Here is a 25,269-nt window from a genome sequence, read left to right on the forward strand (position 1 = left end):
AGCCTGCGCAGGCAGGCTCGGAGCCGCGGCATTCAGCCCCCTCGGGGGGCAGCGAATACACGAAATGATGAGCGTGGGGGTTCATGGTCTTCCTCAGGCCGGCTGCGAGCTGGCTTCCTGGCCGCCGAGATAGGCTTCGATCACCTTGTCGTCCGACTGCACCGCGGCCGGCTCGCCCTCGGCGATCTTCTGCCCGAAGTCGAGCACCGACACCGTGTCGCACATGCTCATCACGACGTCCATGTGGTGCTCGATCAGGATCACGGTCACGCCGTGCTCGCGGATCTTGCGGATGATCGCGATCAGTTCCTTGATGTCCGGGGCCGTGAGGCCGGCCGCGGGCTCATCGAGCAGCAGCAGCTGCGGGTCGAGCGCCAGCGCGCGCGCGATCTCCAGCAGGCGCTGCTTGCCGTACGGCAGGTTGCGCGCCTCTTCGGCCGCGAACGCCTCCAAGCCGACGAACTTCAGCAAACCAAGCGCCCGGTTGGCGGCGGCCGTGTCCTCGCGCTTGTAGCGCGGCGTGTGCAGCGCGACGTCGAGCAGGTTGCTGCGGAAGCTGTGGTGCAGGCCAACCTGCACGTTCTGCTGCGCCGACATCTCGCCGAACAGCTGCACGTTCTGGAAGGTGCGCGCAATGCCCGACAGCGCGATGTCCGCCGAGGTCCGCCCGACCAGCGAACGGCCGCCGAAGCTGATGGCGCCCGCCGTCGGCACGTAGATGCCGGTCAGCACGTTCATCATGGTGCTCTTGCCGGAGCCGTTGGGTCCGATCAGGCCATGGATCGTGCCGCGCTTGACCATGAGATCGACGTTGTTGAGCGCCTTCAGGCCGCCGAACTGCATCAGCACGCCCGCGGCCTGCAGCAGCTCGGGCTGGCCGCCGGCCATCGCCGCGACCGACACCGCGTCGGCCGGCGCCACGCCCGCCCCGACCGCCTCCTGCAGCGCCTTCGGCCGCCGCAGGTTCAGCGCATTGCGCACGAAGCCGACGATGCCGTCCTGCAGGTAGTAGACGACGAACAGCATGATCACGCCGAAGATCGAGAGCCGCCAGTCGGTCATGGTCTGGAGCCAGAACGACAGGCCCGCGAGCGCGATGCTGCCGACCACCGGGATCGCCATCTGCTTGGGCGTCACGCGCTTTTTCTGTACGCCGACCACGGCCACGATCATCACCAGCACCGCCAAGGCCACCGACACGTAGCGGAACAGCTCGACGTCGTCGAGCAGCTTGGGCAGCAGCACGATGATGGTGGCGCCCAGCATCGCGCCGATGCGGCTCTTGCGCCCGCCCATGATCACCGCCAGCAGGAACAGCACCGTGAGCTCGAAGTTGTAGGTATTGGGCGAGATGTACTGCTCCGAATAGGCGTACAGGCTGCCCGCCAGCCCGGCGAAGCCGGCGCTGATCACGAAGGCGTAGACCTTGTAGCGGTACACCGACACGCCCATGCAGTCCGACGCCACCGGGCTGCCGCGCAGCGCCTCGAAGGCGCGCCCCAGGTGCGAGCGCAGGATGCGGTGCACCACGATCAGCGACAGCACCAGCATCACCACCACCAGCCAGTAGAACTCGCGCTCGTCGAGCTTGTGGCCGAACAGCGGCGGCTTCGTGAGCTTGATGCCCATCGGCCCTTCGGTCAGGAAGCCCATCTCGTTGATGAGGATCTGGATGATGGTGCCGAAGGCCAACGTGACCATGGCGAGGTAAGGCCCGGTCACGCGCAGCGCCGGCAGCGCCAGCAGCGCGCCGAACAGCGCCGTGACGCCGATCGAGGCGATCAACGCCACCATCAGCGGCGCGCCGAGCTTGTAGACCAGTACGCCCGCGGTGTAGGCGCCGACGCCGAACAGACCCGCATGGCCGAGCGAGACCTGGCCGGTGTAGCCGACCACGATGTCCAGCCCGAACAGCAGGATCGCGTAGATCATGATGGTCTCGAGCAGGTGGATGTAGTACGGGTTGTCGATGCCGATCGGGAACAGCAGGAGCGCTGCAAGACCGACGATGGCGAGAAGGAAGCGTCCGATTCTTGTATTCATTTGCGCGTCAAACTTTCTTGATCGCGGTCTTGCCGAACAGGCCCGCCGGGCGCACCGCCAACACGATCAGCAGCAGCACCAGGCCGGGCACGTCCTTGTAGCCGGTGCTCAGGTAGAAGCCGGTGGTGGTCTCGGCGATGCCGAGGATGATGCCGCCGAGGATGATCCCCATGCCGCTGGTCAGCCCGCCGATGATCGCCACCGCGAAGGCCTTGAGGCCCAGCACCGCGCCCATGGTGGCGCCGGTCAGCGTCAGCGGCGCGATCAGCACGCCCGCAAAGGCCGCGGTCAGCGAGGACAGCGCATACGAGAAGGTGATCACCAGCCCGGTGTTGATGCCCATCAGCTTGGCGGCGTCGCGGTCGTTGAAGGTCGCGACCACGGCCTTGCCGTAGATCGAGCGGCGGTTGAACAGCTCGACCGCCAGCATCATCAGGATGGCGCCGACCACCACCAGGATCTCCATCGGCAGCACGTTGGCATTGAGGAACTTGATCGGCGCTTCGGGCAGCGGCGACGGGAACTTGAGGTCGTCGCGGCCCCAGACGTTCTCGGCCACGTTCTTGAAGATGATGCCGAGCGCGATGGTCGACATGATCCAGCCGAATTCCGACTTGATCTTGATGGCCGGACGGACGCCGATGCGCTCGACCACGGCGCCCTGCACGGCGCCGAACAGGCACACCAGCGGAATCATGAGCCAGTAGTTGACGCCCAGCGTGACCAGTGTCAGGCCGACCAGGGCGCCGAGCATCAGCGCATCCCCCTGGCCGAAGTTGAGGGTGTCGGAGGTGGCGAAGGTGAGCTGATAGCCGAAGGCGATGACGGYGTAGATCATGCCCAGCGCGATGCCGCTGAAGATGAGTTGGGTCAGGATTTGCATGACGGCTTTCGCAAGGCGTGGGCACGAAAAGGCGCCGCCACGGGCCTGACCCGAGGCGGCGCCGGTACGCGGGCTTTCTACTGCTTCAGCAGCGCGTCGTTGGCGGCCTGGTCCTTGATGCGAACCTGCGATGCCGTCTTCACGTCGTCGGAATTGGCATAGACCACCCGGCCGCCCTTGACTTCGCCGAACACCGGGATGTTGGCGGTGATGGCGTCGTGGTCGGCCTTGGAGAAGGGCTTGGTGTAGGTCGTCACCACGCCCGGGACCGGGGTCTGGAGATCTTCCAGCGCGGCCTTGAGCTTCGGCCCCTCGGTGCTGTTGGCCTGCTTGATCGCGGCGGCCAGCAGGTAGATGGAGTCGTAGCCCTGCGCCGCCGACACCGGCGAATCGATGCGGTCGTTCTTGGGCTTGAAGGTCTTGAGGTAGCTCGCGATGAACTCCTTGCGCTTCGGCGTCGTGCCTTCCTGGATGAAGGTCTGCGGCATGCGCGCACCGTCGCCGCCGGGGCCGGCGTTGTCGATGAAGTTGGCCATCGACAGCGTCCAGCTGCCGATCATCGGCACCTTCCAGCCCAGCTTGGTCATGCCGTTGGCGATCTGCGCCAGCTCGGGGCCGATGCCGTAGGTCAGCACCACCTCGGCGCCGGCCTCCTTGGCCTTCAGCAGCTGGGCGGTCATGTCGACGTCCTTGATGTTGAACTTCTCGACCGCCACCGGCGTGATGCCCTTGGCCTTGAGCGCCTTCTCGAGGTCTTCGCGGCCGAGCTGGCCGTAGTTGGTGGAGTCGGCCAGGATCGCGACCTTCTTGTAGCCGCGGCGGGTGACCGCCTCCTGGACGATCATCGGCGCCTGGATGCTGTCGTGAGCGGCGTTGCGGAAGACGTAGTTGTCGGGTTCCTTGTCGAACTGGTGCGTGACGATCGAGCCGGTCGCGACGTTGTTCAGCACCGGGATCTTGGCTTCCTGGAAGAAGCGCTGCGAAGCCAGGGCCACGCCGGTGTTGATGTAGCCGACCACGGCCACGACCTTTTCCTTGTTGATGAACTCCTGGGCGATCTGTACGCCGCGCTCGTTCTTGGCCTCGTCGTCGCGTTCGACCAGCTGGATCTGGCGGCCCAGCACGCCGCCGCTCTTGTTGATTTCCTCGGTCGCCAGGCGGACGCCGTCGCGCATGCTGACGCCCATGGACGACGAACCGCCGGTGAACGGTCCGTCGACGCCGATCTTGATCGGGTCGGCGGCCAGCGCCGCGGCAGAAAACGCGATGGCGCTGACCACGGCGAGAATCTTGAATCGCGATTGCATCGGTCGGAATCTCCAAATATTTTGTTGCGGGAATTGCACCTTCGAACATAACGACGGGAACCGGTTTCGAAGAGAGTGACAACCCTAAAACCGCCTCCGGGGAATCCCCGATTCCGCGCTACGGAGCGTCCGGCGCCGCCGGCGGTTCTTCCTCGCGCCGTCCCGACCCCTTCTTGCGCGCCCGGGCCGCTTTCTTCGCACTGCGTTCGGCGTCGATCAACTGTCCCGCGGCGAGCCATTGCGCGAACTCCTCGGGTGTTTCCAGCGTGATGCGGCCGATGTTGCCGCTGCGAAATTCGTTCATCGCGATCTCGGCCGCCTTCTGCAGGTTGACCCGGCCCTTTCCGAGCAGCGCGCCGCGCTTGCGGCCGATGGCTTCGAGCACTTCCTCGTCGCTCAGCGCGCCGATCGGATCGATCTTGAAGCGCGCCTCGACCAGGCCCGCGTAGTGCCCCTTCAGGGTGGCGAGCAATTCGAGCGCCACCTCTTCCTCATCGAAGGCATTGCGCCCGATGGCCCCGCTGGCCGCCAGGTTGTAGCCGCTCTTGGCGACGATGATGCGCGGCCACAGCATGCCGGGCGTGTCCCAGAGGTAGAAGTCGTCGGCCAGCGTGATGCGCTGCTCGAGCTTGGTGATGCCGGCCTCGTCCCCGGTCTTGGCCTTGCGGCTGCCGGTCAGCGTGTTGATCAGCGTCGACTTGCCGACATTGGGGATGCCGCAGATCAGCACCCGCATCGGCTTGGCCATGCCGCCGCGCGAGGGCGCCAGCGCATGGCAGGCATCGATGAGCTGCCGCGCCGGCGTGGTCTGGCTGGCGTCCAGTCCGATCGCCCGCGTGTCCGGCTGGGCGTTGTAGTGGGCCAGCCAGAGCGCCGTGCGGGCCGGGTCGGCCAGGTCCTGCTTGTTGAGCACCTTGAGCCCCGGCTTGTGGCCGGTGAGCTCGGCCAGCATCGGGTTGGCGCTGGAGCCGGGCAGCCGGGCGTCGAGCAGCTCGATGACGACATCGATGTCCTTGATCCGCTCGGCAATGGCCTTCTGGGTCAGGTGCATGTGACCGGGGAACCACTGGATGGCCATCGGGAGTTCTTTCTCTATCTACAGGTTCGACCCGCGATTGTCGCCGGCCCGTGCGCGTGCCCGTCCGGCCCTCGGGCGCAATGTCCAAATGCTTACGCACAGCCGCCCGGCTTGGGCGCACAGTAAGGGCTTGCAGAAAGGACGAACCGCTATGCAGATCCAGGTCAACACCGGCAACGGCATCGAGAACAAGGACGCGCTGGAGCGCTGGGCGGACGGCGAGATGCGGCAGGCCCTGGCCCGCTTCGCAGCCGACGTGACGCGCGTCGAGATCCACCTGAGCGACGAAAACCACACCGCCAGCGGCGGCGGCGACAAGCGCTGCACCATGGAAGCGCGCCTCGCCGGCCACCAGCCCCTGGCGGTCAGCCACCATGCGGCCAACCTCGACGAAGCCTTCCGCGGTGCCGCCGACAAGCTCAAGCGCTCGCTCGACAACACCCTGGGCCGGCTCTACGGCCGCCGTGACCGCGAATCGATCCGCAAGGACGGCGACGCCGAGGTCGAGGAGTGAACGGCCGGGCCGAATGGGCAGCCGCAGGGCGGCGTGCCGTCGTTCACGGGGTGCGACGTCTCAGTGCTCCACCACGTGATCGCGTGACCCGCGACGCATGAAACCGGCGCAGTTCGATACCAGGGATACCGCGGAACCGGCTTTGCCGGGCCGCCGGTATCGCCCCCCTTCAGGGGGGAGGCGCCGCAGGCGCTTCGGGGGGTGTTTCATTTCAGTGCTTGCCGGCGTTCGCCAACGCCTTGCCGACCTCGTTGCTGCCCTGGGCGGCGCCGCTCTGCGGCACGATCTCGCCCGCACGGTCGCTGACCTCGGCCAGCCGCGCGGCGAGTTGTTCGGGCGCATCGCTGCCGAGGCCGATCCAGCTGCCGTTCGTCAGCGTCACGTGGGCGGCCTCGAAGCTGCCGGCGCCGGCGCAGAGGATGGTGCGGTTCGGCGCGTCCTGCGCCGCCAGCACCAGCATCGCGGGCACCACGGCCTCGGGTTTCAGCGCCTCGAGCACGGCCTCGGGCATCAGGTCCTCGGTCATGCGGGTGGCGGCGGTCGGCGCCAGGCAGTTGACGCGGATGTCGTTCTTGGCGCCCTCGATGCTCAGCGTCTGCATGAGCCCCACCAGCGCCATCTTGGCGGCGCCGTAGTTGCTCTGGCCGAAGTTGCCGTACAGGCCCGAGGACGAGGTGGTCATCACGATGCGGCCGTACTTCTGCTCGTTCATGAGGGCCCAGACCGCCTTGGTGCAATGCACGGCGCCCATCAGGTGGACGTCCATCACCAGCCGGAAGTCGGCCAGTTCCATCTTGGCGAAGCTCTTGTCGCGCAGGATGCCGGCGTTGTTGACCAGGATGTCGACCCGGCCCCAGGTATCGACGGCCTGGATCACCATCGCCTGCACGGCCGCGAAGTCGGTCACCGAGGCGCCGTTGGCGATCGCCTGGCCGCCGGCGGCCCGGATCTCGTCGACCACCGCCTGGGCGGCGCTGACCGAGCCGCCTGAACCGTCGCGGGCACCGCCGAGATCGTTGACCACCACCTTGGCGCCGCGCGCCGCCAAAGCCAGTGCGTGCTGGCGACCGAGGCCGCCGCCGGCGCCGGTGACGATGGCCACGCGGCCCTTGAAGTCGATGCTGCTCATGCTTTCAGTGCTTTCGTAGGAGTCGTTGACGCGACGCGTTTTACCCCAGAAAGCGGCCGGCCCAGGACGGCGCGGCGGGCAGTTCAGTCGTTTCGGCGACTCGGGCAGCGGCCTGCCCGGTGCTTGCGCTCAGAGGGCGGCGCGCTGGCTCACCGGCTCGGCGGAGGCCTCGGCCCAGTGGTTCTTGAAGCCCAGGCGGGCCGGCGACACGTACTGCTCGCGGTAGATCTCGAACGGCATGCTGTCGCTGGCTTCGATGCGTTTCTGGGCGTCGACGGAGGTCTGCGTCATGCGCTCGAACTCGGCCCGCCTGGCGTCCGGGAAAGGCAGCGCGAGCAGCGCCAGGCGCGTCTGCTCGGAGCGTTCGCGCACGAAGCCGACGAAGGAATCGTTGTGCGCCTTCATGGCCTCCAGCACGCGGGCCGAGGGCAGCACGGCCGGGTCGCGCAGCGCCGCGGCGGCCGCCCGCACCGCCTCGGCGTGCTGCGTGCCGCCGTGCGCCGCATCGAGCGCGGCAGCGATCGGCGCGAACTGCTCCAGCAGCTCCGAGCCCCAGTCGGTCAGCGTGGCCTCGCGGCCGCCGCGGCGCAGCCGCAGGCCGGGCTCGCGCCCGCGCGCGGCGGTCAGGTGCTGGTTGTGCGCCAGGTCGGCGATTTCCTCGCGCGTGTCGGGCGGGCTGTCGGTCAGCAGGCAGTGCAGCAGGAASACATCGAGGAARCGCATSGTCTGGGCATTGATGCCGACSGGCTCGAAMGGGTCSAGGTCCATCAGGCGCACCTCGACGTACTCGACCCCGCGCTCGCGCAACGCGTGCAGGGGCCGCTCGCCCGGGTAGATCACGCGCTTCGGGCGGATGGTGCCGTAGAACTCGTTCTCGATCTGCAGCAGGCTGGTGGCCAGCTGGTTGTAGTCGCCGCCCAGGTTGCGGATGCCGATCGCCTCGTAGGCCGGCCAGGGCCGGGTCAGCGCGTCCTGCAGCGAGGCGCCGTAGCCGTCCAGGCTGTTGTAGCTCACTGCCAGCGAGGCCTGCGCATCGCTCTGGTAGCCCAGGCGGCCCATGCGCAGCGAGGTGCCGTGCGGCATGTGCATGCTGCCCTCGCCGAGCGGCTGCAGCTCGTGCGGCCGGCCGTCGACGAAGCTCGAGCACAGCGCCGGCGAAGCGCCGAACAGGTACAGCAGCAGGAAGGCGTGGCGGCGGAAGTTGCGGATCAGCGCGAAGTATTGTTCGCTCGACACCTCGGGCAGCGACCAGTTGTAGTGGATTCCCGAGATGGTCTGCATGCGCCGCCCGTAGCGGTGGCTCAGGCCCATGCGGTAGACGCTCTTGGCCCGGCCGACGTTGGACGAACCGTAGAGCCCGATCGGGATCGTCTCGTCGGTCGGCAGGCCACAGGGCATGCTCGACACCCACAGCCGCTCGTCGCCCGCCTCGTCCAGCACGCGGTAGGTGAACTGGTGCACCCGCACCAGTTCCTCCAGCGCGGTCTCGACGCCGGTATGCGCGCCGGTGATGAGCTCGAGYTGCGACTCGCTGAAATCGGTCGTGATGTGAGGATGGGTGAGCGCCGAACCCAGCGCCGCGGGATGCGGCGTCAGGGCCAGCTTGCCATCCGGTTGCGCCCGCAGGCTTTCCTTCTCGATCCCGCGCCGTACCCCCCGGAGTCGCGCGGGCGAGAGCGCGTCCAGGCGCTCCTTGAAGTTACTCATTTAGTTATCACCCATCGTTCTTTTGTGGGCACGGAAGGTAGCACGCCGAAAGAAACGTTGCTCGCCCCAGGTGTTGCTCGCCCCCAGGTTGGGCTCACTTCGTGTAGAGCGCCTCGAGTCGCTGCCAGAGGCAGCGGCCCTTCGGAGCCGTCCAAGCCTGCACAGGCAGGCTTGGAGCCACGGCTCCTCAGCCCCCTGCCGGGGGCAACACCAGCGGCCCGGCAAAGCCGGTTCCGCGGTGTTTCACCGACGGGCCTGGCTGCGCCGGCCGGGATCAGGTCAGGCCAGGACGCGGAGGAGGAATCTATTGAGGTCGGCGATTTCTTCCATGCAGACCGAGTGCTCCATCGGGTAGTCGTGCCATTCGACGTCGTAACCCAGCGCCTTCAGTGCATCGCGGCCCTGGACGGCGCGGGCGATCTGCACCACGCCGTCGCGCTGGCCGTGGGCCTGGAAGACCGGCGTCTGCTGGTTGGCCGGGCTGCGCTCGGCGGCGGTGGTGTCGGCCAGCGGCAGGTAGCCCGAGAGGCCGACGATGCCGGCCAGCCGCTGCGGATGGCGCAGGCCGGTCAGGAAGGCCATCGCGCAGCCTTGGGAGAAGCCGGCGATCACGATGCGGGAGGCCGGGATGCCCCGGGCCTTCTCGGAGGCGATCAGGGCCTCGATCGCCAGCTGCGAGCGACGCAGGCCGGCCTCGTCCTCGCGCTTGGCCAGGTCGGGACCCAGGATGTCGTACCAGGCCGGCATGCGGTAGCCGCCGTTGAGGGTGACCGGCATCACCGGCGCGTTCGGGAACACGAAGCGCACCGGACCGACCGCGGACAGGTCGAGCTCGTTGGCGATGGGCACGAAGTCATTGCCGTCGGCGCCCAGGCCGTGCATGAGAAGGACGGTGGCCGTCGGATTCGGGCCGGTTTCGATTTCGATGGGTGGATTTGACATGGCTGCGAAGTTACCTCAGAAACCGGGCACCGGTCCCGGCAGAATCCATCCATACCAATGACAGGAGACATCCATGCTGACACTGATCGGCTTCGCGGCCAGCAACTACTACAACAAGGTCAAGCTCGCGCTGCGCGAGAAGAACGTGCCCTTTGCCGAGGATCTGGTCTGGCTCGGCGAAACCGACCTGAGCGCCTCGCCGCTCGGCAAGGTGCCCTACCTGCGCACCGACCAGGGCATGCTGTGCGAATCGGCCGCGATCAACGAGTACATCGAGGCCGCCTACCCGGCAATTCCGCTGCTGCCAGCCGACCCCTACGCCGCCGCCAAGGTGCGCGAGCTGAATCTCTACCTCGAGCTGCACCTCGAGCTGGTGGCGCGCAATCTCTACCCCGAGGCCTTCTTCGGCGGCAAAGTGAGCGAGGGCCTGAAGGAGAGGATCGGCCAGCAGCTCGAGAAGAACATCCCGGCCTTCGGCAAGCTCGCGCGCTTCGACACGCCCTTCATCGCCGGCGAGCAGTTCACGCTGGCCGATTGCGCCGCGATCACCCACCTGCCGCTGGTCGCCGGTGCGACACGCATCATCTATGGCCGCGACCTGCTCGAGCAACACCTGCCTGCCGCGCGCGACTACCTGAAACGCATGAACCAGCGCCCCCACGTGATGCAGGTCAACGCCGACCGGAAGACCAACACCGAGGCGATGCTGAAGCGCTACGCCTGACGCCGCGTCGCGGCAAGCTGCACCTGAAGGGCATGGTCATGGGCCAAACCCGTGTCGTGCTGCTGCAGACCCTGCAGGGGCTGAAGCAGCCTGACTCAGGAAAACTTCGGCGCCCGCCGCTCGCGCAGCGAGGCCACGCCCTCGCGCACGTCGGGACCGGCGAAGCCCATGAATTCGAGCGCCAGCGAAGCGTCGAAGGTCGGCCCGGCCTGGCGCAGCCAGTTGTTGAGCGCGTACTTGGTGAAGCGGATCGCGCTCTGGCTGCCGGCCGCCAGCCGGTCGGCCAGTTCGTAGGCCCGCGGCAGCAGGTCAGCCTCGTCGACCGCCAACAAGGTCCGGTAGTGGGCGTAGTCCATGGTGCCTTTGCGCCCTGGATCAGAGCTTGGCCGCGAGATCGCGGCATTGCTGCAGGTTGGTGTTGAACTTCGCCGCCATGCCGGGTTCGCAGGCGGAACTGGTGGTCATGATCCGGCACATGCCGACGACCAGGAAATCCGACACGGCATCGGTGCACATCGGGAAGCGCGCCAGCGCGGGGTTCTCGCGCGTCTTGAAGCCCCAGCTGTCGGAGAAGTCCAGCATGCGGCCCATGGCGTCCTCGAAATAGTCCCGGTCGCGCGCCGCGATCGCGGCTTCCATCGCCGGAAGTTCGCCGCCCAGGAAGCTCATCGCCGCGGCGGGAAAGCGGTTGGCGTCTGCCTGCGCCCCCGCGCCGGCGGCGGCGGTGGCAAGCAGCAGCGGCGCAACGATGCGCCCGAGGATGGCAGGAAGGCGGGTGCGAAGGAGGTCCATGGGGTCCGGTCTGGCAGGTCTGGAAATAGCTTCGAAGGCCGCCCGGCGCGGGCGACCGCAGGAAGCGTATTTGAACCGAAACCCGGACCGCCGGACGACCAGCTCAGGCGCATCCCGATCGAACCCTGCACCGACGACTTCACCCTGGCATCGCCGCCGGCGCTGTAGAGCTGTCCGACTTCGCCGTAGAGCGTGGCGGCGGGCGTCACGCTATGGTTCAGATAGCAGCAAAGTCACATTCAGCGGGAGTTCGCAGCGCGATGCACCGGAACGGGGAACGTATCCGGAATGCGCGGGAACATGTCACGCGGATGTCACGGCGCGCGAGAGGCCTAAACTCGGGCGATGGCTTCCAGACGACCCACCCGCAGCCCGCGCATGATCGAACGCGGTGTCCTGTGCATCCTCATCGGCGCCGCCGTGCTGATCGCGCCGAACTTCCTGAGCTCGCCCGGCTGGCGCGAGACGGTCGGCGGGGCCTCCGTCGTGGGATGGTTCGCGCTGGTGCTGGGCGTCGCGCTGGTGGCGGTGGCCCTGGTGCAGCGGGCCCGGGGCAAGGACCGCTGAATTCAGCGGGGCTGGCGCGCCCGCTTCACCCCTTCGACCGCAGCCAGGACCATGCTGCCGGCGATCACGCCGATCGCGGCATTGGCGCCCATCGAGCCCAGCCCGCCCAGCAGGCCGCCAACGCTGTCGGCCCAGGCCTCGACGGCGTGGCCCAGGGCCGGCACGCCGTGCACCAGGATGCCGCCGCCGACCAGGAACATCGCCGCGGTGCCGGCGATCGACAGCCCCTTCATGAGCCACGGTGCCGCCGCCAGGATGCCCCGGCCCACCGCGCGTGCGCCGGCGCCTTCGCGCCGGCTCAGGTAGAGGCCGGCGTCGTCGAGCTTGACGATGCCGCCGACCAGCCCGTAGACGCCCACGGTCATGATCAGCGCGATGCCCGCCAGCACCGCGAACTGCGTCAGGAAGGGCTGGCCCTGCACGGTGCCCAGCGTGATCGCGATGATCTCGGCAGAGAGGATGAAGTCGGTGCGCACCGCGCCCTTGACCTTCTGCTTCTCGACCGCCACCAAGTCGACAGCCTCGCTGGCCACGGCCTGCGCGTGCCGCGCCGTGTCGGCCGCGTGTTCCTGCTTGTGCAGGAACTTGTGCGCAAGCTTCTCGCAGCCTTCGAAGCACAGGAAGGCGCCGCCGATCATCAGCAGCGGCGTCACCAGCCAGGGCAGCCAGCTGCCGATCGCGAGTGCCGCCGGCACCAGGATCGCCTTGTTGACGAAGGAGCCCTTGCAGACCGCCCAGACCACCGGCAGTTCCCGGCTGGCCTTGACGCCGGCCACCTGCTGGGCATTCAGCGCCAGGTCGTCGCCGAGCACACCGGCGGTCTTCCTGGCCGCGACCTGGGTCAGGACTGAGACATCGTCGAGTACCGACGCGATGTCGTCGAGCAGCAGCAGCAGGCTGGTGGCCATCGACAGCGTGCCGGCTCAGACGTCGCGCTTGAGGCGGATCTCCTCGATCTTCACGTCCCCGATGGCCGTGGTCTTGGCGGTCTTCATCTCGCGCTTGAAGCCGGCCAGCTCGTGGAAGCGCATGGCGCGGTCGTTGCGCAGCGGCACCCAGATCGTGACCTTGGTGCAGCCCTCTTCCTCGAGGCCGTCGCGCGCCGCATCCCACAAGGCGACGCCGACGCCCTTGTCCCAATGTTCGGGCCTGACGTAGATGGCCCAGATCTCGCCGGTGGTCGACGGCGTCTTGGGGTCGCGCGAGCGGTCGTAGCCGACGAAGCCGACGATCTCGCCGTCGAGCACCGCGACCTGCACCTGCGGCTCGCTGAACTCGATGGCCTCGCGCCACTTGGCCTCGCGGGTGGCCGGCGCCAGGGCACGCAGCTGGTCTTCGGGCAGGATGCCTTCGTAGGCGGCACGGGCGGCGGCGGCATGAACCTCGGCGATGGCCTTGGCATCGCGCAGGGTGGCGGGGCGAACTTCGTAGTCGGACATGAATGCGGGAAGCGAATCGGTAAAAGCCATATTGTCGCCGCGCCGAACGCGCGGGCTAAACTTGCCGGCACATTCGCATTCGCACTACCCGGAGAACCCCATGGCCAAGAGTCAGCAGCGCAGCACCAAGGAAGCCAAGAAACCGAAGAAGGACACTTCGCCGCCGAAGCCGCCGGGCGCCGCCGTCGAGCCGGTGCGCACCATCACCACCGCGGTCATCCCGCGCGGCAAGCTCAAGAACAAGTGAGCCAGGCATGAGCGCCGCGCCGGGCCGCTCCCGAGCAAGCTCGCACCGCAGTGCGAAGCACGAAGGTTCCGAATGAGCGCTGCGCCGGGCCGCTCCCAAGCAAGCTCGCACCGCAGTGCGAAGCACGAAGGTTCCGAATGAGCGGCGAGCCCGGCCCGAACGCGCCGCCGCRGAAGCAGGCGCGCAACCCGCTGCACGGTCTCACGCTGGAAGCCATCGTGACCGCGCTGCAGGCGCACTACGGCTGGGCCGGACTGGGCGAGCGCATTCCGCTGCGCTGCTTCACCAGCGACCCGAGCGTGGCCTCGAGCCTGAAGTTCCTGCGCAAGACGCCGTGGGCGCGCGAGAAGGTCGAAAGCCTCTATCTCTTCATGCTGCGCGACCAGCGCCGCCAGCAATCTTCCGTGCCGCGCCCCCGATGAAGGTCGACATCGCACCCGGCGGCTTCCACTTCGACTGCGACAGCGGCGTCACGCTGCTGCAAGCCGCCGATGCCGCCGGCATCGAACTGCCGAGTTCGTGCCGCAACGGCACCTGCCGCACCTGCCTCTGCCGGCTGGTCGAGGGCCGAATCCGCTATCGCATCGAGTGGCCCGGCGTCAGCGCCGACGAGAAAACCGAAGGCTGGATCCTGCCCTGCGTGGCCGAGCCGCTCGAGGACGTCAGGCTCGACGTGCCATACGCCTTCTCGGTCTTCTAGGCCTGCCGGACGAGGCGGTCCCGCTGCGCCAGCGACGGGAAGAGCCTGAACCAGGCCAGCGCCACCAGCAGGGTGCCGACGCCGCCCGCCACCACCGACCCCACCGGCCCCAGCAAGGCCGCGGTGGCACCCGATTCGAACTCGCCGAGCTGGTTGCTGGCGCCGATGAAGATCGAATTGACCGCGCTCACGCGGCCACGCATGGCATCGGGCGTCTCGAGCTGAACCAGCGTCTGCCGGATCACGACATTGACCATGTCGGCGCCACCCGAGACCGCCAGCGCGATCAGCGAGACGATGAAACTGCGCGACAGGCCGAACACCACCATGCAGATGCCGAACAGCCCGACCGCCAGCAGCAGCGTGCGGCCCACATGCCGTTCGACCGGCCGCCGCGTCAGCAGGATCGATGTCGCGAGCGCCCCCACCGCCGGCGCACCGCGCAGCAGACCCAGGCCCCACGCTCCGGTGTGCAGGATGTCCTTGGCGTAGATCGGCAGCAGCGCCACGGCGCCGCCGAGCAGCACCGCGAAGAGGTCGAGCGAGACGGCGCCGAGCACCGGCTTGCGCTTCCAGATGAAGTCGACGCCGGCCAGCACGGTACGCAGCGTGACCGGCTCGCGCGCCGGCGGCAGGTGTGAATAGCGCAGCCGCAGCACCAGCGCGGCAGCGACCACGAAGAAGGCCAGCGCCGCGCCATACACCACGCCCATGCCGGCCACGAACAGCATCCCGCCCAGCGCCGGCCCGCCGATGATGGCGCCCTGCATGCCGGCCGAGCTGAAGGCCATCGCGCGCGGCAGCATCATCGCCGGCACCAGCAGGGGCGTCAGCGCCTGCTGCGCCGGCATCTGGAAGGCCCGCACCGCGCCCAGCACCAGYGACAGGCCGAGCAGCAGGCCGCGCGTGTCGTGCCCCACCTGCACCGCGAGCAGCAGCACCAGCGCCACCGCGCCCTGCACCGCAAAGCAGGCCGCGACGATGCGGCCGCGATGGTGGCGATCGACCACGTGGCCCGCGAGCAGCGCCAGCAGCAGGGCCGGCACGAACTGGTAGAGGCCGACCAGTCCCAGGTCCCAGGCGCTGCCGGTCAGCTCGTACATGTGCCAGCCGATCGCGACCAGCAGCATCTGGCTGGCTGCAGTGCCGAACAGCCGAGCCACCCAGAGCCGCATGAAGGGCCGCTCGCGCGTGAGATCGGAAAAACGGGCGGGGCGAGCGGGTGCGGAGGCGACTGACATTGGCTTCGAGGATAGCCGAGGCTTCTAGACTCGGGCCTGCGATGACCGAACTGCAGCCGCTCCACGAAGACCCTCACCTGCTGGTGCTCGACAAGCCCGCCGGCCTGCTGTGCGTACCCGGCCGCGGCGAGGGCAAGCAGGACTGCCTGAGCGCCCGGGCCCAGCGGCAGTGGCCCGACGCGCTGGTGGTGCACCGGCTCGACATGGCGACCAGCGGCCTGGTGCTGATGGCGCGCAGCCCCGAGATGCAGCGCGCGCTGGGTGACGCGTTCGCCGCCCGGCAGGTGCACAAGCGCTACGAGGCGATCGTCGAAGGCCTGCTGCCGCCCGCCGACGACTGGTCGCTGATCGATGCGCCGCTGGCCGCCGACTGGCCGCGCCGGCCGCTGCAGAAGATCGATCCCTCGGGCAAGCCGAGCCAGACGCGCTGGCGGGTCAAGCGTTCATTTCCCGAGCGCGACGCCAGTCATCTGCTGCTGGAACCCCTGACCGGGCGCAGCCACCAGTTGCGGGTGCACCTGCTGTCGATCGGGCATCCGATCCTCGGCGATGCGCTGTACGGCACGCAGAGCGTGCGGCAACGCGCGCCGCGACTGCTGCTGCACGCCACCCTGCTCGAGTTCAGGCACCCCGCCGATGGGCAACTGCGCCGTTTCGAGAGCGCAGCACCCTTCGATCAGGGCCTGTTCGGCCCCGGAGGGATCTAGTTCTCCCCGCGCACCACGAGCACGGGGATCTTGGCATCCTGCAGCACGCGCTGCGTGACGCTGCCGAGCAGCAGCTTCTCGATGCCGGAGCGGCCGTGCGAACCCATGACGATCAGGTCGGCGCCGATCGCGATCGCGGTGTCGACGATGCCCTCGTGCACCACATGGCCGTCGATCACGCGCTGGTCGCTGTGCAGGCCTTCGGCGGCCAGGGCGGCGACACCGCGCGCCAGCGCCGCGTTGGCGCTGCTGGTGGCGGCCGCGAGGTATTCGTTCTGACCGAGCGCGTAGTCCGCGCCGACGCCGATGAAGGGATAGTTGTCCACCACATGGATGAGCGTGATTCGGCTGCCGAACGCCAGCGCCAAGCCGCTGGCCTTGCTGACCGCGAGCATCGAGGCGTCGGACCCGTCGATCGGGACCAGGATGTGATTGAACATGGGCGGACCTCTTTGGTTCTCTACGGGGCTCGGTCGCTCGAAGCGAACCCCGAATTTACATCCATGGCGCCGCCATCGGTAGTAGGACGACTGCGGCGCGCTTGTCGGCGATCAATCGCCCTGAAAATTCCCGGAGCGGCAGGTCACGACCAGCGTATCGCGCCAACCCGGCTCGCCATCGATCAGGGGCTGGATCGGCGTCGACTCGTGGATCACGCGCGCATCGTCGAGCAGCATCAGCGTCCAGGGCTCGGTCAGCGTGAAGCGTTCGCCACGCCGGCCGCTGGCCTCGAACACGCGGGTCTCGCCGCCCTTGATGTTGTGGCGGCCTACCAGTGCCACCGCGACCAGGTCGACGCCGTCGCGGTGCGCGCCCTCGGGTGTCGGCCGGCCGATGCCGTCGGCGGTGTCGATGCGGAACTGGTGCGCCTCCACGTACCAGCGCTGGGTGCCGCGCAACCCGCTGGCCGCTTGACCCAGCGCGCGCATCAGCTGCTGCCAGGCCGGCTGCGCCACGGTCGCCGCCTCCATCGGCGCGAACCAGCGCTGCATGCCGCCATGCAAGGCGTTGTATTCGACCGGCTGCCAGTGGGCGCGACGCGGCACCTGCTCGAGCGTGGCGCCGTCGACCGTGAAGCACGCGTGGCGCCGCGTCCTATAGCGCCCGCCATCCTTCAGGTAGTCGTCCGGCGGCAATTGGGACCAGTCGGCATGCAGGGCCTCGAGCTGCGCCAGCGGCACGCCCAGCCAGTCGGCCACGCCCTGCGGGCTCAGCACCGCGTAGCCATCCTGGCGCAGCGTGGGAACGAGTCGGTCGGGAGGCGTGAAAGGGGGACTGAACGCGAGGCTCACTCCGTCACCTTCACGCCCTTCCAGAAGGCGACGCGGTTGCGGACCATTTCGGCTTCGGGCTTGGGGTCGGCGTAGTACCAGGCCGCATCGGCATGCAGTTCGCCATCGACCAGCAGCGAGAAGTAGCTGGCGGTGCCCTTCCAGGCGCAGGTGGTCTTGTGGTTGCTGAAAGTCACATGGTCGCGATTGAGCGATTCCATGGGGAAATAGTGGTTGCCTTCGACCAGCACCGTGTCGTCGCTCTCGGCCACGGTGACGCCGTTCCAGACTGCTTTCATTTCAGCGACCGCCCGGCCGCCCGAAGGGCGCTGAGCCCCCCTCGGGGGGCAACGAATACACGAAGTGATGAGTGATGGGGGTCATGCAGTTTTCTCCGGTGCCCACCCAATCGGGGGCAGCACGCTATTGTGCCGCGGGCGCCTGCAGCCAGTGAACGCTGAACAGGCGCTCGGGATCGGTCCACACCGCGGCAGGCCGGAAGCCGGCCCTCCGGGCCAGCGCGCGCAGCCCCTCGACCGTGAACTTGTGCGAATTCTCGGTATGCAGCGTCTCGCCCTCCTCGAAGCTGAATCRCTGGCCGTCGAGCGTCACCTCCTGCGCCCGGCGGCTGACCAGGTGCATCTCGACGCGGCGCAGCGGCGAGTTGTAGAAGGCCGCATGCGTGAAGCCGTCGAGATCGAAGTCGCAGCCCAGTTCGGCATTGGCGCGCCGCAGCAGGTTGAGATTGAAGGCCGCCGTCACGCCCTGGGCATCGTTGTAGGCGGCATGCAGCAGCGCCGGGTCCTTGACGAGATCGACGCCCAGCAGCAGGCCGCCGCCGCGCAGCAGCCGGTGCGCGAGCTGAAGGAAGGCGAGCGCCTCGTCGGGCGAGAAGTTGCCGAGCGTCGAGCCCGGGAAGAAGCCCACACGCTGGCCGGCGCCCTTCTCGCGCGCCGGCGGCAGCACCAGCGGCATCGTGTAGTCGGCCACCACGGGCTGCACCGCGAGCCGCGGATAGTCGATGCGCAGCCGCTCGGCGGCAGCCTCGAGGTGGGCCCCCGAGATGTCGATCGGCACGTAGCGCCGGGGCGCCGCGAGCGCATCGAGCAGCAGCCGCACCTTGGTCAGGGAGCCGGCGCCGAATTCGATGATCTCGGCGTCCGGCCCGATCTGGTCCGCGATCTCGGAGGCACAGTCGGTGAGGATGCGCAGCTCGGTGCGCGTCGGGTAGTACTCGGGCAGTTCGCAGATGCGGTCGAACAGCGCCGAGCCCTCGACGTCGTAGAAGAACTTCGGCGAGATGCTGCGCGCATCGAGGCTCAGGCCGGCGAACAGCTCGCGCGCGAAGTCGGACAGCGGTGCCGCCCGCTGCGCGGCGCGAAAGGCGTGGCGGTTGAAAGCTGGAGTGCCCATCAGAGGTCTTTCGCGAGCCGCAGCCCCGAGAACTGCCAGCGAGCGGCCGGCGGGAAGAAGTTGCGATAGCTGGCCCGCGTGTGCCCCTGCGGCGTCGCGATGCTGCCGCCGCGAAGCACCAGCTGGCCGACCATGAACTTGCCGTTGTATTCCGCCGCGATGCCGGCGAGCGGCCGGAAGCCCGGATACGGGTCGTAGGAAGAACGGGTCCATTGCCACACATGGCCGCTCATCTGGGTGACGCCGGGCGCGTCGTGCGCCGCCTCCCATTCGAACTCGGTCGGCAGCCGGGCACCGGCCCATTCGGCATAGGCGGCAGCCTCGAAGAAACTCAGCTGCGCCACCGGGGCCTCCGGCTCGAGGGGACGCACGCCGTGCAGGCCGAACACCTGCCAGCCGGCGGGCACGGCTTGCCAGGCCAGGCGCGGATCGTCGGGCGCCAGCCAGTAGGCCGGTGCGCGCCAGCCCTGCGCCTGCACAGCAGCCCAGCCATCGGACAGCCAGAGCTCCGGCCGCTGGTAACCGCCATCGGCGACGAACTGCGCGTAGTCGCCGCAGCTCACGAGCCGGTGCGCGATCGCATGGGGCCGCAGCAGCACCGGGTGCCTCGGCGTCTCGTTGTCGAAGGCGAAGCCCGGCCCGCCGTGGCCAAGCTCGACCACCCCGCCCGGCTGAGGCAGCCAGCGCACCAGCGGCGTCGTCGAAGCCAGCCGCAGGGCCGGCCCGGCCGGCGCGCGATAGGCCGGCAGCAAGGGATTGCACCAGAGCGCATGCAGGATGTCGGTGACGATCAGTTCCTGGTGCTGCTGCTCGTGCTGGAGGCCCAGCGTGAGGATCGGCTCGATGGTCGCCCAATCGGTTTCCGCGGCGCGGTCCAGCAAGGCCAGCACCGCCTGGTCGACGTGGCGCCTGAAGTCGTGCACCTGTTCCAGCGACGGCCGTGTCAGCAAGCCGCGCTGCGGCCGCGGATGGCGCGGCCCCAGGGCTTCGTAGTAGGAATTGAAGAGATAGTGGAAACGCGGGTCGAACACCTGGTAGCCGCTCGCATGCGGCTGCAGCAGCACGGTCTCGAAGAACCAGGTGGTGTGCGCCAGATGCCATTTGGTCGGGCTGGCGTCGGGCATCGACTGGATGCACTGGTCCTCGGCCGACAGGGGCGACGCCAGTTCGAGGCTGTGCGCGCGCACGGCCTCGAAACGCTCGCGCAACGCCTCCGCCGCCGGCAGCTTCGGCCGGATCAGGTTCATGGGGTCTCCAAGTTTGGCTTGAACGCTTTTTAGCCCATGCGGGCGGACAAGTGCCGTAGGACAAGTTCGCGCCGGATCACGGACCGGGGGCGCCGGCGCGGCAGAACGCGCCACTTTGGCACAACTCGCCGGCGTCTGCCAGGGCCTGCGTATCATCCGCCGAATGAGCATCCCCCCGACGACGTCACCGTCCTCCGGCCGCCCCCGGGTCCTGATCCTCGGCTGCGGCTTCGGCGGCCTCGAGGCGGCACGCAGGCTACAGAAGGCCGATGTCGACATCACCATCGTCGACAAGACCAACCACCACCTGTTCCAGCCGCTGCTCTACCAGGTGGCGACCGCGGGCCTGGCGGCRCCGTCGATCGCGGCGCCGATCCGGTTGCTGTTCCGCCGGCAGCCCAACGTCACGACGCTGCTGGGCGAAGCCACGCAGATCGACCCGGCGGCCCGCACGGTGCAACTGGCGGACGGCAGCCAGCTGGCCTGGGACCACCTGATCGTCGCCGCCGGGTCGACCCACAGCTACTTCGGCAACGACGCCTGGGAGCCGATGGCGCCGGGCCTCAAGACGCYGGCCGACGCCTTCGAGGTCCGCCGCCGCGTGCTGGTGAGCTTCGAGGCGGCCGAGGTCGAGAGCGATCCGGTGCGGCGCCGCGCGCTGCTGACCTTCGCGGTGATCGGCGCCGGCCYCACCGGCGTCGAGATGGCCGGCACGCTGGCCGAGATCGCGCGCCACACGCTCGAGGGCGAGTTCCGCCACATCGACCCGAGCAGCGCCGAGGTGCTGCTGATCGAGGGCGGCCCCCGCGTGCTGCAGGCGATGCCCGAATCGCTGAGCCAGCGCGCCCTGGAGCAATTGCAGAAGCTCGGCGTGCAGGTGCGGCTGAATGCCCGCGTCACGTCCATCGACGCCACCGGACTGCAGATCTCCTCGCCGTTCAGTGACGGCGGCGCCGGCCTCGGCAGCCACCGCATCGACTGCGGCTGCGTGATCTGGGCCGCCGGCGTCGCCGCCTCGCCGCTCGGCCGGATGCTGGCCGCGGCCACCGGCGCCGAGACCGACCGCGCCGGCCGGGTCAAGGTCCTGCCCGACCTCAGCCTGCCGGGCCGACCGGACATCAGCGTGGTCGGCGACCTCGCGGCGGCCATGAGCCACCAGCCGGGCAAGGAGCCGACGCCGGTCCCCGGCGTCTCGCCCGGCGCCAAGCAGATGGGGCGGGCCGCGGCCTCGAACATCCTGCACCGCATCGCGGGCCAGCCGACCGAGCCCTTCCGCTACCGCGACTACGGCAACCTCGCCACCATCGGCCGCAACTCGGCCGTGGTCGACCTCGGCACGCCCTTCGGACCGCTGCGCTTCTCGGGCAAGCTGGCCTGGCTGTTCTGGCTGTTCGCGCACATCTACTTCCTGATCGGCTTTCGCAACCGCTTCGTGGTGCTGATGGACTGGGCCAGCGCCTACTGGAGCTTCCAGCGCCATGCGCGGGTGGTGGCCGACGTCCGCGCCAAGGAGAGGACCGAGTGACACGCATCGAACAGAAACTCCAGGACATGGGCCTGGCGCTGCCGCCGCCCGTGACGCCGCCGCCCGGCGTGCTGCTGCCCTTCCCTCCGGTGCGCCTGCTGGGCCGGCGGGCGCTGATCTCCGGCCACGGACCGCTCGCCGCGAACGGCAGCTTCGCCGAGCCGCTGGGCAAGCTCGGGCAGGCGCTGACCGTCGAGCAGGGATTCCAGGCCGCGCAGCTGACCGGCCTGGCCATCCTCGCCAGCCTGCAGCGCGCCCTCGGCGACCTCGACCGCATCACGGCCTGGGTGCGAGTGTTCGGCATGGTCAACGCCGCGCCGGGCTTCATGCGCATGCCGGAGGTGATCAACGGCTTCTCGACGCTGATCCTTGCGCTCTACGGGCCCGAGGCCGGCGCCCACGCCCGCAGCGCGGTCGGCATGGCCGAACTGCCCTTCAACATTCCGGTCGAGATCGAGGCCGAGGTCGAATTCGACTAACGCCAGAGCCGCTAGAGGCCCTGGGCCTTGCGCTGCCTTCTCGCCTCCAGCGCGAGGAAACGATAGAGCTTCGGGTCGTCCGAATAGCCGACGTTGAAGCGCAGCCACGGCGTGGGCCGCACGTCGGTGCTGAACAGATCGCCCGGCGCGAGCAGGAAGCCCTCCCCGATCGCGCGCTGCGCCAGTGCGCGCATGTCGACGTCGCTGCGCTCGAATCGCGCCCACAGGAACAGCCCGCCCGCCGGCCGCATGAACAACTGCATGCCGGCCGCCTCGAGCCCGTCGCAGACGGCGTTCTGGGCGGCGCGAAGCCGTTGCGCAAGCTGCGCGAGATGGCTGCGGAAGCGCCCCTCGACCAGCACGCCGTACAGCAGCTTCTCGCTGAGCTCGGAGGTCGTGAGGCTGTTGACCATCTTCTGGAAGATCAGCTTCTCGGTGAACTCCTCGTTGGACGCCACGAAGCCCACGCGCAGGCTCGGCGACACCGTCTTCGAGAAGCTGCCGACGTGGATCACGCGCTTGAGCCGGTCGAGGCTGGCGAGGCTGATCGCACCGGGCGGCTCCAGGCCCGACATCACGTCGTTGTCGACGATGCGGAAGTCCAACTGCTCGGCCAGCCGCAGCATCTGGTAGGCCACGGCGGGCGTGCACTGGCTGCCGGTCGGGTTGTGCAGGTTGGTGGTGGTGAAGAAGGCCTTGGCGCCGTGGCGCTGGGCCAGCGACTGCAGCGCGGCGACATCCGGCCCGTTCACGGTGCGCTGCACGCCGACCAGCTTCAGGTCGAGCGAGCGCAGCATTGCAAACAGGTTGGTCGAACTCGGCTCGTCGACCAGCACCACATCGCGCGGCTGCAGCAGGCAGCGCGCCACCAGGCCCAAGGCCTGCGAGGCGCCGTGCGTCAGCACGATCTGGTGCGGCGCGGTCTCGATGCCCTTGTGCGCCAGCAGCGTCTGGATCTGCTGGCGCAGCGGCAGGTAGCCGTAGGGGGTGCCGTAGTTGGCGAGCCCGGCCGACGACTTGCGCGCCAGCGCGGCCAGCGAGCGCTTCACGCTGTCTATATGCAGCATCTCGGGCGGAATCCAGCCGCAGCCGGCATTGAGGAGCGTGCGATCGTCCTCGTAGACATGCTTCAGGAGCCACAGCGAGTCGACCGAGGTGCGGCCCAGGAAGGGCTTGCGCCGCGTCGCGGCCCGCTCCACTTCGGCCACGTAGTAGCCGCTGGCGCGGCGCGCCTCGACGTGGCCCTCGGCCACCAGGCGCTGGTAGGCATTGGTCACGGTCATAGTGCTGACGGCGCAATCCCTCGCGAGGGCACGCACCGAAGGCAGCTTCTCGCCGGGCTTCATGGCATTCGACGCGATGCGCGCCAGCAGGGCGTCGTAGACCTGCCGGACCAGGGGGGTGGGGAGCGAGGGGTCGATGGTGATCACGGCGACGGATGCACGTTCAGGGTGCATGAAAGGCCCCAACTGAGGGGATGGGCGGGCACTGTTCTACTACAGGACACCTCAACTGTATATATTCATTTTTGATCTCTCCTGTCTCAATGGAGCCCTCGCCGACAGACGCCATCCGGATGCCGGCACAGCGAGGAACCCAGGGCCGATGCGCCTGGGCGAGACGCGATCCATCCACTCAGGAATCCACATGCAACTGCAGCCCTTCTCGAATCCGCAGGCCCGCCCGGCCGCAAACTTGACACGCCGCTTTGCCAGGTGGGGCGCCGCGGCGCTGTTGGCCGGCGTGGCCATCGCGCCGGCACTGGCCCAGACCCGCACGCTGAAGATCATCCCGAGCAGCAACATCACGGTGCTCGACCCGATCTGGACCACGGCCTACGTGACGCGCAACTTCGGCTACATGGTCTACGACACGCTGTTCGCCACCGACCTCGAAGGCCACATCAAGCCGCAGATGGTCGACAAATGGAAGATCTCGGCCGACAACAGGACCTGGACCTTCACGCTGCGCGACGGCCTCGAGTTCCACGACGGCAAGCCGGTGACCGGCGAGGACGTGGTGGCCTCCATCAAGCGCTGGGCGAGCCGCGACACCTTCGGCGCACAGCTGGCCAAGAACACCGAACGCTACGAGACGCCGGATGCGAAGACCTTCTCGATCGTGCTGAAGGAGCCCTTCGGCCTGATGCTCGAAGCCCTGGGCAAGCCGTCTTCCAACGTGCCGTTCATCATGCCCAAGCGCGTCGCCGATACCCCGGGCGATACGCAGATCAAGGAATCGGTCGGCTCCGGCCCCTATGTCTTCAAGGCCGACGAGTTCCGTCCGGGCGAACGCGTGGTGTTCACCAGGAACGCGCGCTACAAGCCGCGCGCCGAGACCCCGTCGGGGACCGCCGGCGGCAAGAACGTGTACGTGGACCGCGTCGAGTGGCTCATCATCCGCGACGCGCAGACCCAGATGAATGCGCTGCTGAACGGCGAGGCCGACATCCTCGAGCAGCCGGCCTTCGAGCAGTACGCGACGCTGCGCACCCATCCCGACATCAAGCTGGTCGACGCCCAGCCGGCCGGCAACCAGTTCATCCTGCGCTTCAACTTCCTGCAGCCGCCGTTCAACAACGACAAGGTGCGGCACGCCGCGATGCTCGCGCTGGGCCAGGAGGCCTTCCTGCGCACGCAGGTCGGCACGCCCGGCCTCACCCGCTACTGCAAGAGCATGTTCCCCTGCGGCACGCCCTTCGAGTCGGAACAGACCGGCGACTACACGGGCATCGCCGATCCGCAGAAGGCCAAGGCGCTGCTGCAGGAAGCCGGCTACAAGGGCGAAGCCGTGGTCCTGATGCGCCCGACCGACAACCCGACCATCGGCAAGCTGCCGCTGGTGGCCAAGCAGCAGCTCGAGCAGGCCGGCTTCAAGGTCGACATGCAGTCGATGGACTGGTCGACGCTGGTGGCGCGCCGCGCCAAGAAGGACGCACCCGCAGCCGGCGGTTGGAGCGCGTTCATGACCTCCTGGACCGCATCGGACATCCTGAACCCGATCACGATGGCGATGATGAATGCCACCGGCGACAAGGGCTGGTTCGGCTGGCAGAACGACCCGAAGCTCGAGGAGATCAAGGTCCAGTTCACGCAGGCCAAGACCGATGCCGAGAAGAAGAAGCTGGCACAGGCGGCCCAGCTGCGTGCCTTCGAGACCGGAACCCATGTGCCGGTCGGCCAGTACAACCAGCCCGCCGCGGTGCGCAAGAACGTCGACGGCCTGATCCCGGCAGGCGCGCAGGTGTACTGGAACATCAAGAAGCAATAGGCCGCGGGCGGCGGCGACCGCGTCGCCGCCCCCTCGCGCCTTCT

27 protein-coding genes and 1 pseudogene are annotated in these 25,269 nt (G+C 68.4%); 10 read left to right on the forward strand and 18 right to left on the reverse strand.

What is annotated here, in order from left to right; all coding sequences use genetic code 11:
• Positions 1 to 93 precede the first annotated feature (93 nt).
• The 4 genes from AC1D2E_RS15525 to ylqF form a co-directional block, all read right to left on the reverse strand.
• Positions 94 to 2,043, reverse strand: coding sequence for a branched-chain amino acid ABC transporter ATP-binding protein/permease (locus AC1D2E_RS15525; RefSeq protein ID WP_478198207.1), 1,950 nt, complete (start codon positions 2,041 to 2,043; stop codon positions 94 to 96).
• A 7-nt stretch (positions 2,044 to 2,050) separates the two neighbouring features.
• Positions 2,051 to 2,926 carry a branched-chain amino acid ABC transporter permease gene (locus tag AC1D2E_RS15530; protein WP_478198208.1) on the reverse strand — a complete coding sequence of 292 codons (876 nt, stop codon included), beginning with the start codon at positions 2,924 to 2,926 and terminating at the stop codon, positions 2,051 to 2,053.
• A 77-nt stretch (positions 2,927 to 3,003) separates the two neighbouring features.
• Positions 3,004 to 4,233: an ABC transporter substrate-binding protein gene (locus AC1D2E_RS15535; RefSeq protein WP_478198209.1), complete on the reverse strand. Its 1,230-nt coding sequence runs from the start codon at positions 4,231 to 4,233 to the stop codon at positions 3,004 to 3,006.
• 118 nt (positions 4,234 to 4,351) lie between these two features.
• The gene (ylqF, locus tag AC1D2E_RS15540) at positions 4,352 to 5,311 is read right to left on the reverse strand and encodes a ribosome biogenesis GTPase YlqF (protein WP_478198210.1); all 960 of its coding nucleotides are present in this window, start codon (positions 5,309 to 5,311) and stop codon (positions 4,352 to 4,354) included.
• A gap of 151 nt (positions 5,312 to 5,462) precedes the next feature.
• On the opposite strand from ylqF, the gene AC1D2E_RS15545 reads away from it, so the two are divergent.
• On the forward strand, positions 5,463 to 5,825 hold the full coding sequence (locus AC1D2E_RS15545) for an HPF/RaiA family ribosome-associated protein (RefSeq protein ID WP_478198211.1): 363 nt from the start codon (positions 5,463 to 5,465) through the stop codon (positions 5,823 to 5,825).
• Positions 5,826 to 6,036: 211 nt separating this feature from the next.
• Here the strand turns inward: AC1D2E_RS15545 and AC1D2E_RS15550 are convergent, their stop codons facing one another.
• The 3 genes from AC1D2E_RS15550 to AC1D2E_RS15560 form a co-directional block, all read right to left on the reverse strand.
• Positions 6,037 to 6,954, reverse strand: coding sequence for an SDR family NAD(P)-dependent oxidoreductase (locus AC1D2E_RS15550; protein ID WP_478198212.1), 918 nt, complete (start codon positions 6,952 to 6,954; stop codon positions 6,037 to 6,039).
• 129 nt (positions 6,955 to 7,083) lie between these two features.
• Positions 7,084 to 8,661, reverse strand: a complete 1,578-nt coding sequence (gshA, locus tag AC1D2E_RS15555; RefSeq protein ID WP_478198213.1) for a glutamate--cysteine ligase — start codon at positions 8,659 to 8,661, stop codon at positions 7,084 to 7,086.
• A gap of 279 nt (positions 8,662 to 8,940) precedes the next feature.
• Positions 8,941 to 9,603 carry an alpha/beta hydrolase gene (locus AC1D2E_RS15560; protein ID WP_478198214.1) on the reverse strand — a complete coding sequence of 221 codons (663 nt, stop codon included), beginning with the start codon at positions 9,601 to 9,603 and terminating at the stop codon, positions 8,941 to 8,943.
• Between the two features lie 73 nt (positions 9,604 to 9,676).
• Here AC1D2E_RS15560 and AC1D2E_RS15565 point away from each other — a divergent pair, with 73 nt between their 5' ends.
• Positions 9,677 to 10,327 (forward strand): glutathione S-transferase, encoded by a 651-nt coding sequence (locus AC1D2E_RS15565; protein WP_478198215.1) that lies wholly within the window; start codon positions 9,677 to 9,679, stop codon positions 10,325 to 10,327.
• Between the two features lie 95 nt (positions 10,328 to 10,422).
• Here AC1D2E_RS15565 and AC1D2E_RS15570 read toward each other — a convergent pair.
• Positions 10,423 to 10,656 (reverse strand): annotated as a pseudogene (locus tag AC1D2E_RS15570) (enoyl-CoA hydratase); the annotation flags it as partial.
• Between the two features lie 46 nt (positions 10,657 to 10,702).
• Entirely contained in the window at positions 10,703 to 11,119 is a 417-nt protein-coding gene (locus AC1D2E_RS15575) for a hypothetical protein (protein WP_478198216.1), read from the reverse strand.
• 345 nt (positions 11,120 to 11,464) lie between these two features.
• Here AC1D2E_RS15575 and AC1D2E_RS15580 point away from each other — a divergent pair, with 345 nt between their 5' ends.
• Positions 11,465 to 11,686, forward strand: coding sequence for a hypothetical protein (locus AC1D2E_RS15580; RefSeq protein ID WP_478198217.1), 222 nt, complete (start codon positions 11,465 to 11,467; stop codon positions 11,684 to 11,686).
• 2 nt (positions 11,687 to 11,688) lie between these two features.
• Here the strand turns inward: AC1D2E_RS15580 and AC1D2E_RS15585 are convergent, their stop codons facing one another.
• Both AC1D2E_RS15585 and AC1D2E_RS15590 read right to left on the reverse strand, forming a co-directional pair.
• A complete protein-coding gene (locus AC1D2E_RS15585) occupies positions 11,689 to 12,594 on the reverse strand; it encodes a DUF808 domain-containing protein (protein ID WP_478198218.1) in 906 nt (301 codons plus the stop codon).
• A 15-nt stretch (positions 12,595 to 12,609) separates the two neighbouring features.
• Positions 12,610 to 13,125 (reverse strand): N-acetyltransferase family protein, encoded by a 516-nt coding sequence (locus AC1D2E_RS15590; protein ID WP_478198219.1) that lies wholly within the window; start codon positions 13,123 to 13,125, stop codon positions 12,610 to 12,612.
• A 100-nt stretch (positions 13,126 to 13,225) separates the two neighbouring features.
• Between AC1D2E_RS15590 and AC1D2E_RS15595 the strand changes: the two genes are divergently transcribed.
• From AC1D2E_RS15595 to AC1D2E_RS15605, 3 genes are all read left to right on the forward strand, one after another.
• A complete protein-coding gene (locus AC1D2E_RS15595; RefSeq protein ID WP_478176148.1) occupies positions 13,226 to 13,372 on the forward strand; it encodes a hypothetical protein in 147 nt (48 codons plus the stop codon).
• 137 nt (positions 13,373 to 13,509) lie between these two features.
• The gene (locus AC1D2E_RS15600) at positions 13,510 to 13,794 is read left to right on the forward strand and encodes a VF530 family protein (protein WP_478198220.1); all 285 of its coding nucleotides are present in this window, start codon (positions 13,510 to 13,512) and stop codon (positions 13,792 to 13,794) included.
• Complete coding sequence (locus AC1D2E_RS15605) at positions 13,791 to 14,072, forward strand: 2Fe-2S iron-sulfur cluster-binding protein (RefSeq protein WP_478198221.1); 282 nt, start codon at positions 13,791 to 13,793, stop codon at positions 14,070 to 14,072. The genes AC1D2E_RS15600 and AC1D2E_RS15605 overlap by 4 nt, the downstream gene beginning before the upstream one ends.
• On the opposite strand, the gene AC1D2E_RS15610 is transcribed toward AC1D2E_RS15605, so the two are convergent.
• Positions 14,069 to 15,313: an MFS transporter gene (locus tag AC1D2E_RS15610; protein ID WP_478198222.1), complete on the reverse strand. Its 1,245-nt coding sequence runs from the start codon at positions 15,311 to 15,313 to the stop codon at positions 14,069 to 14,071. The two genes, AC1D2E_RS15605 and AC1D2E_RS15610, sit on opposite strands and share 4 nt — an antisense overlap.
• A gap of 41 nt (positions 15,314 to 15,354) precedes the next feature.
• On the opposite strand from AC1D2E_RS15610, the gene AC1D2E_RS15615 reads away from it, so the two are divergent.
• On the forward strand, positions 15,355 to 16,020 hold the full coding sequence (locus tag AC1D2E_RS15615; protein ID WP_478198223.1) for an RluA family pseudouridine synthase: 666 nt from the start codon (positions 15,355 to 15,357) through the stop codon (positions 16,018 to 16,020).
• Here AC1D2E_RS15615 and AC1D2E_RS15620 read toward each other — a convergent pair.
• From AC1D2E_RS15620 to egtB, 5 genes are all read right to left on the reverse strand, one after another.
• Positions 16,017 to 16,460 (reverse strand): universal stress protein, encoded by a 444-nt coding sequence (locus AC1D2E_RS15620; RefSeq protein WP_478115463.1) that lies wholly within the window; start codon positions 16,458 to 16,460, stop codon positions 16,017 to 16,019. The genes AC1D2E_RS15615 and AC1D2E_RS15620 overlap by 4 nt on opposite strands.
• Positions 16,461 to 16,571: 111 nt before the next feature.
• Positions 16,572 to 17,312: a 2OG-Fe dioxygenase family protein gene (locus tag AC1D2E_RS15625; RefSeq protein WP_478198224.1), complete on the reverse strand. Its 741-nt coding sequence runs from the start codon at positions 17,310 to 17,312 to the stop codon at positions 16,572 to 16,574.
• The gene (locus AC1D2E_RS15630; RefSeq protein WP_478115466.1) at positions 17,309 to 17,590 is read right to left on the reverse strand and encodes a DUF427 domain-containing protein; all 282 of its coding nucleotides are present in this window, start codon (positions 17,588 to 17,590) and stop codon (positions 17,309 to 17,311) included. The genes AC1D2E_RS15625 and AC1D2E_RS15630 overlap by 4 nt, the downstream gene beginning before the upstream one ends.
• A gap of 124 nt (positions 17,591 to 17,714) precedes the next feature.
• Positions 17,715 to 18,704 carry an L-histidine N(alpha)-methyltransferase gene (egtD, locus tag AC1D2E_RS15635; RefSeq protein ID WP_478198225.1) on the reverse strand — a complete coding sequence of 330 codons (990 nt, stop codon included), beginning with the start codon at positions 18,702 to 18,704 and terminating at the stop codon, positions 17,715 to 17,717.
• Entirely contained in the window at positions 18,704 to 19,951 is a 1,248-nt protein-coding gene (egtB, locus tag AC1D2E_RS15640; protein WP_478198226.1) for an ergothioneine biosynthesis protein EgtB, read from the reverse strand. The genes egtD and egtB overlap by 1 nt, the downstream gene beginning before the upstream one ends.
• 163 nt (positions 19,952 to 20,114) lie before the next feature.
• Between egtB and AC1D2E_RS15645 the strand changes: the two genes are divergently transcribed.
• The gene (locus AC1D2E_RS15645) at positions 20,115 to 21,476 is read left to right on the forward strand and encodes an NAD(P)/FAD-dependent oxidoreductase (protein ID WP_478198227.1); all 1,362 of its coding nucleotides are present in this window, start codon (positions 20,115 to 20,117) and stop codon (positions 21,474 to 21,476) included.
• Positions 21,473 to 21,955 (forward strand): RidA family protein, encoded by a 483-nt coding sequence (locus AC1D2E_RS15650; protein WP_478198228.1) that lies wholly within the window; start codon positions 21,473 to 21,475, stop codon positions 21,953 to 21,955. Before AC1D2E_RS15645 ends, AC1D2E_RS15650 begins: the two co-directional genes overlap by 4 nt.
• Positions 21,956 to 21,966: 11 nt before the next feature.
• On the opposite strand, the gene AC1D2E_RS15655 is transcribed toward AC1D2E_RS15650, so the two are convergent.
• Positions 21,967 to 23,412, reverse strand: coding sequence for an aminotransferase-like domain-containing protein (locus AC1D2E_RS15655; protein WP_478198229.1), 1,446 nt, complete (start codon positions 23,410 to 23,412; stop codon positions 21,967 to 21,969).
• A 190-nt stretch (positions 23,413 to 23,602) separates the two neighbouring features.
• Between AC1D2E_RS15655 and AC1D2E_RS15660 the strand changes: the two genes are divergently transcribed.
• On the forward strand, positions 23,603 to 25,225 hold the full coding sequence (locus tag AC1D2E_RS15660; RefSeq protein WP_478198230.1) for an ABC transporter substrate-binding protein: 1,623 nt from the start codon (positions 23,603 to 23,605) through the stop codon (positions 25,223 to 25,225).
• Positions 25,226 to 25,269 lie beyond the last annotated feature (44 nt).

The organism is Variovorax sp. P1_H2 (genome assembly GCF_056405295.1).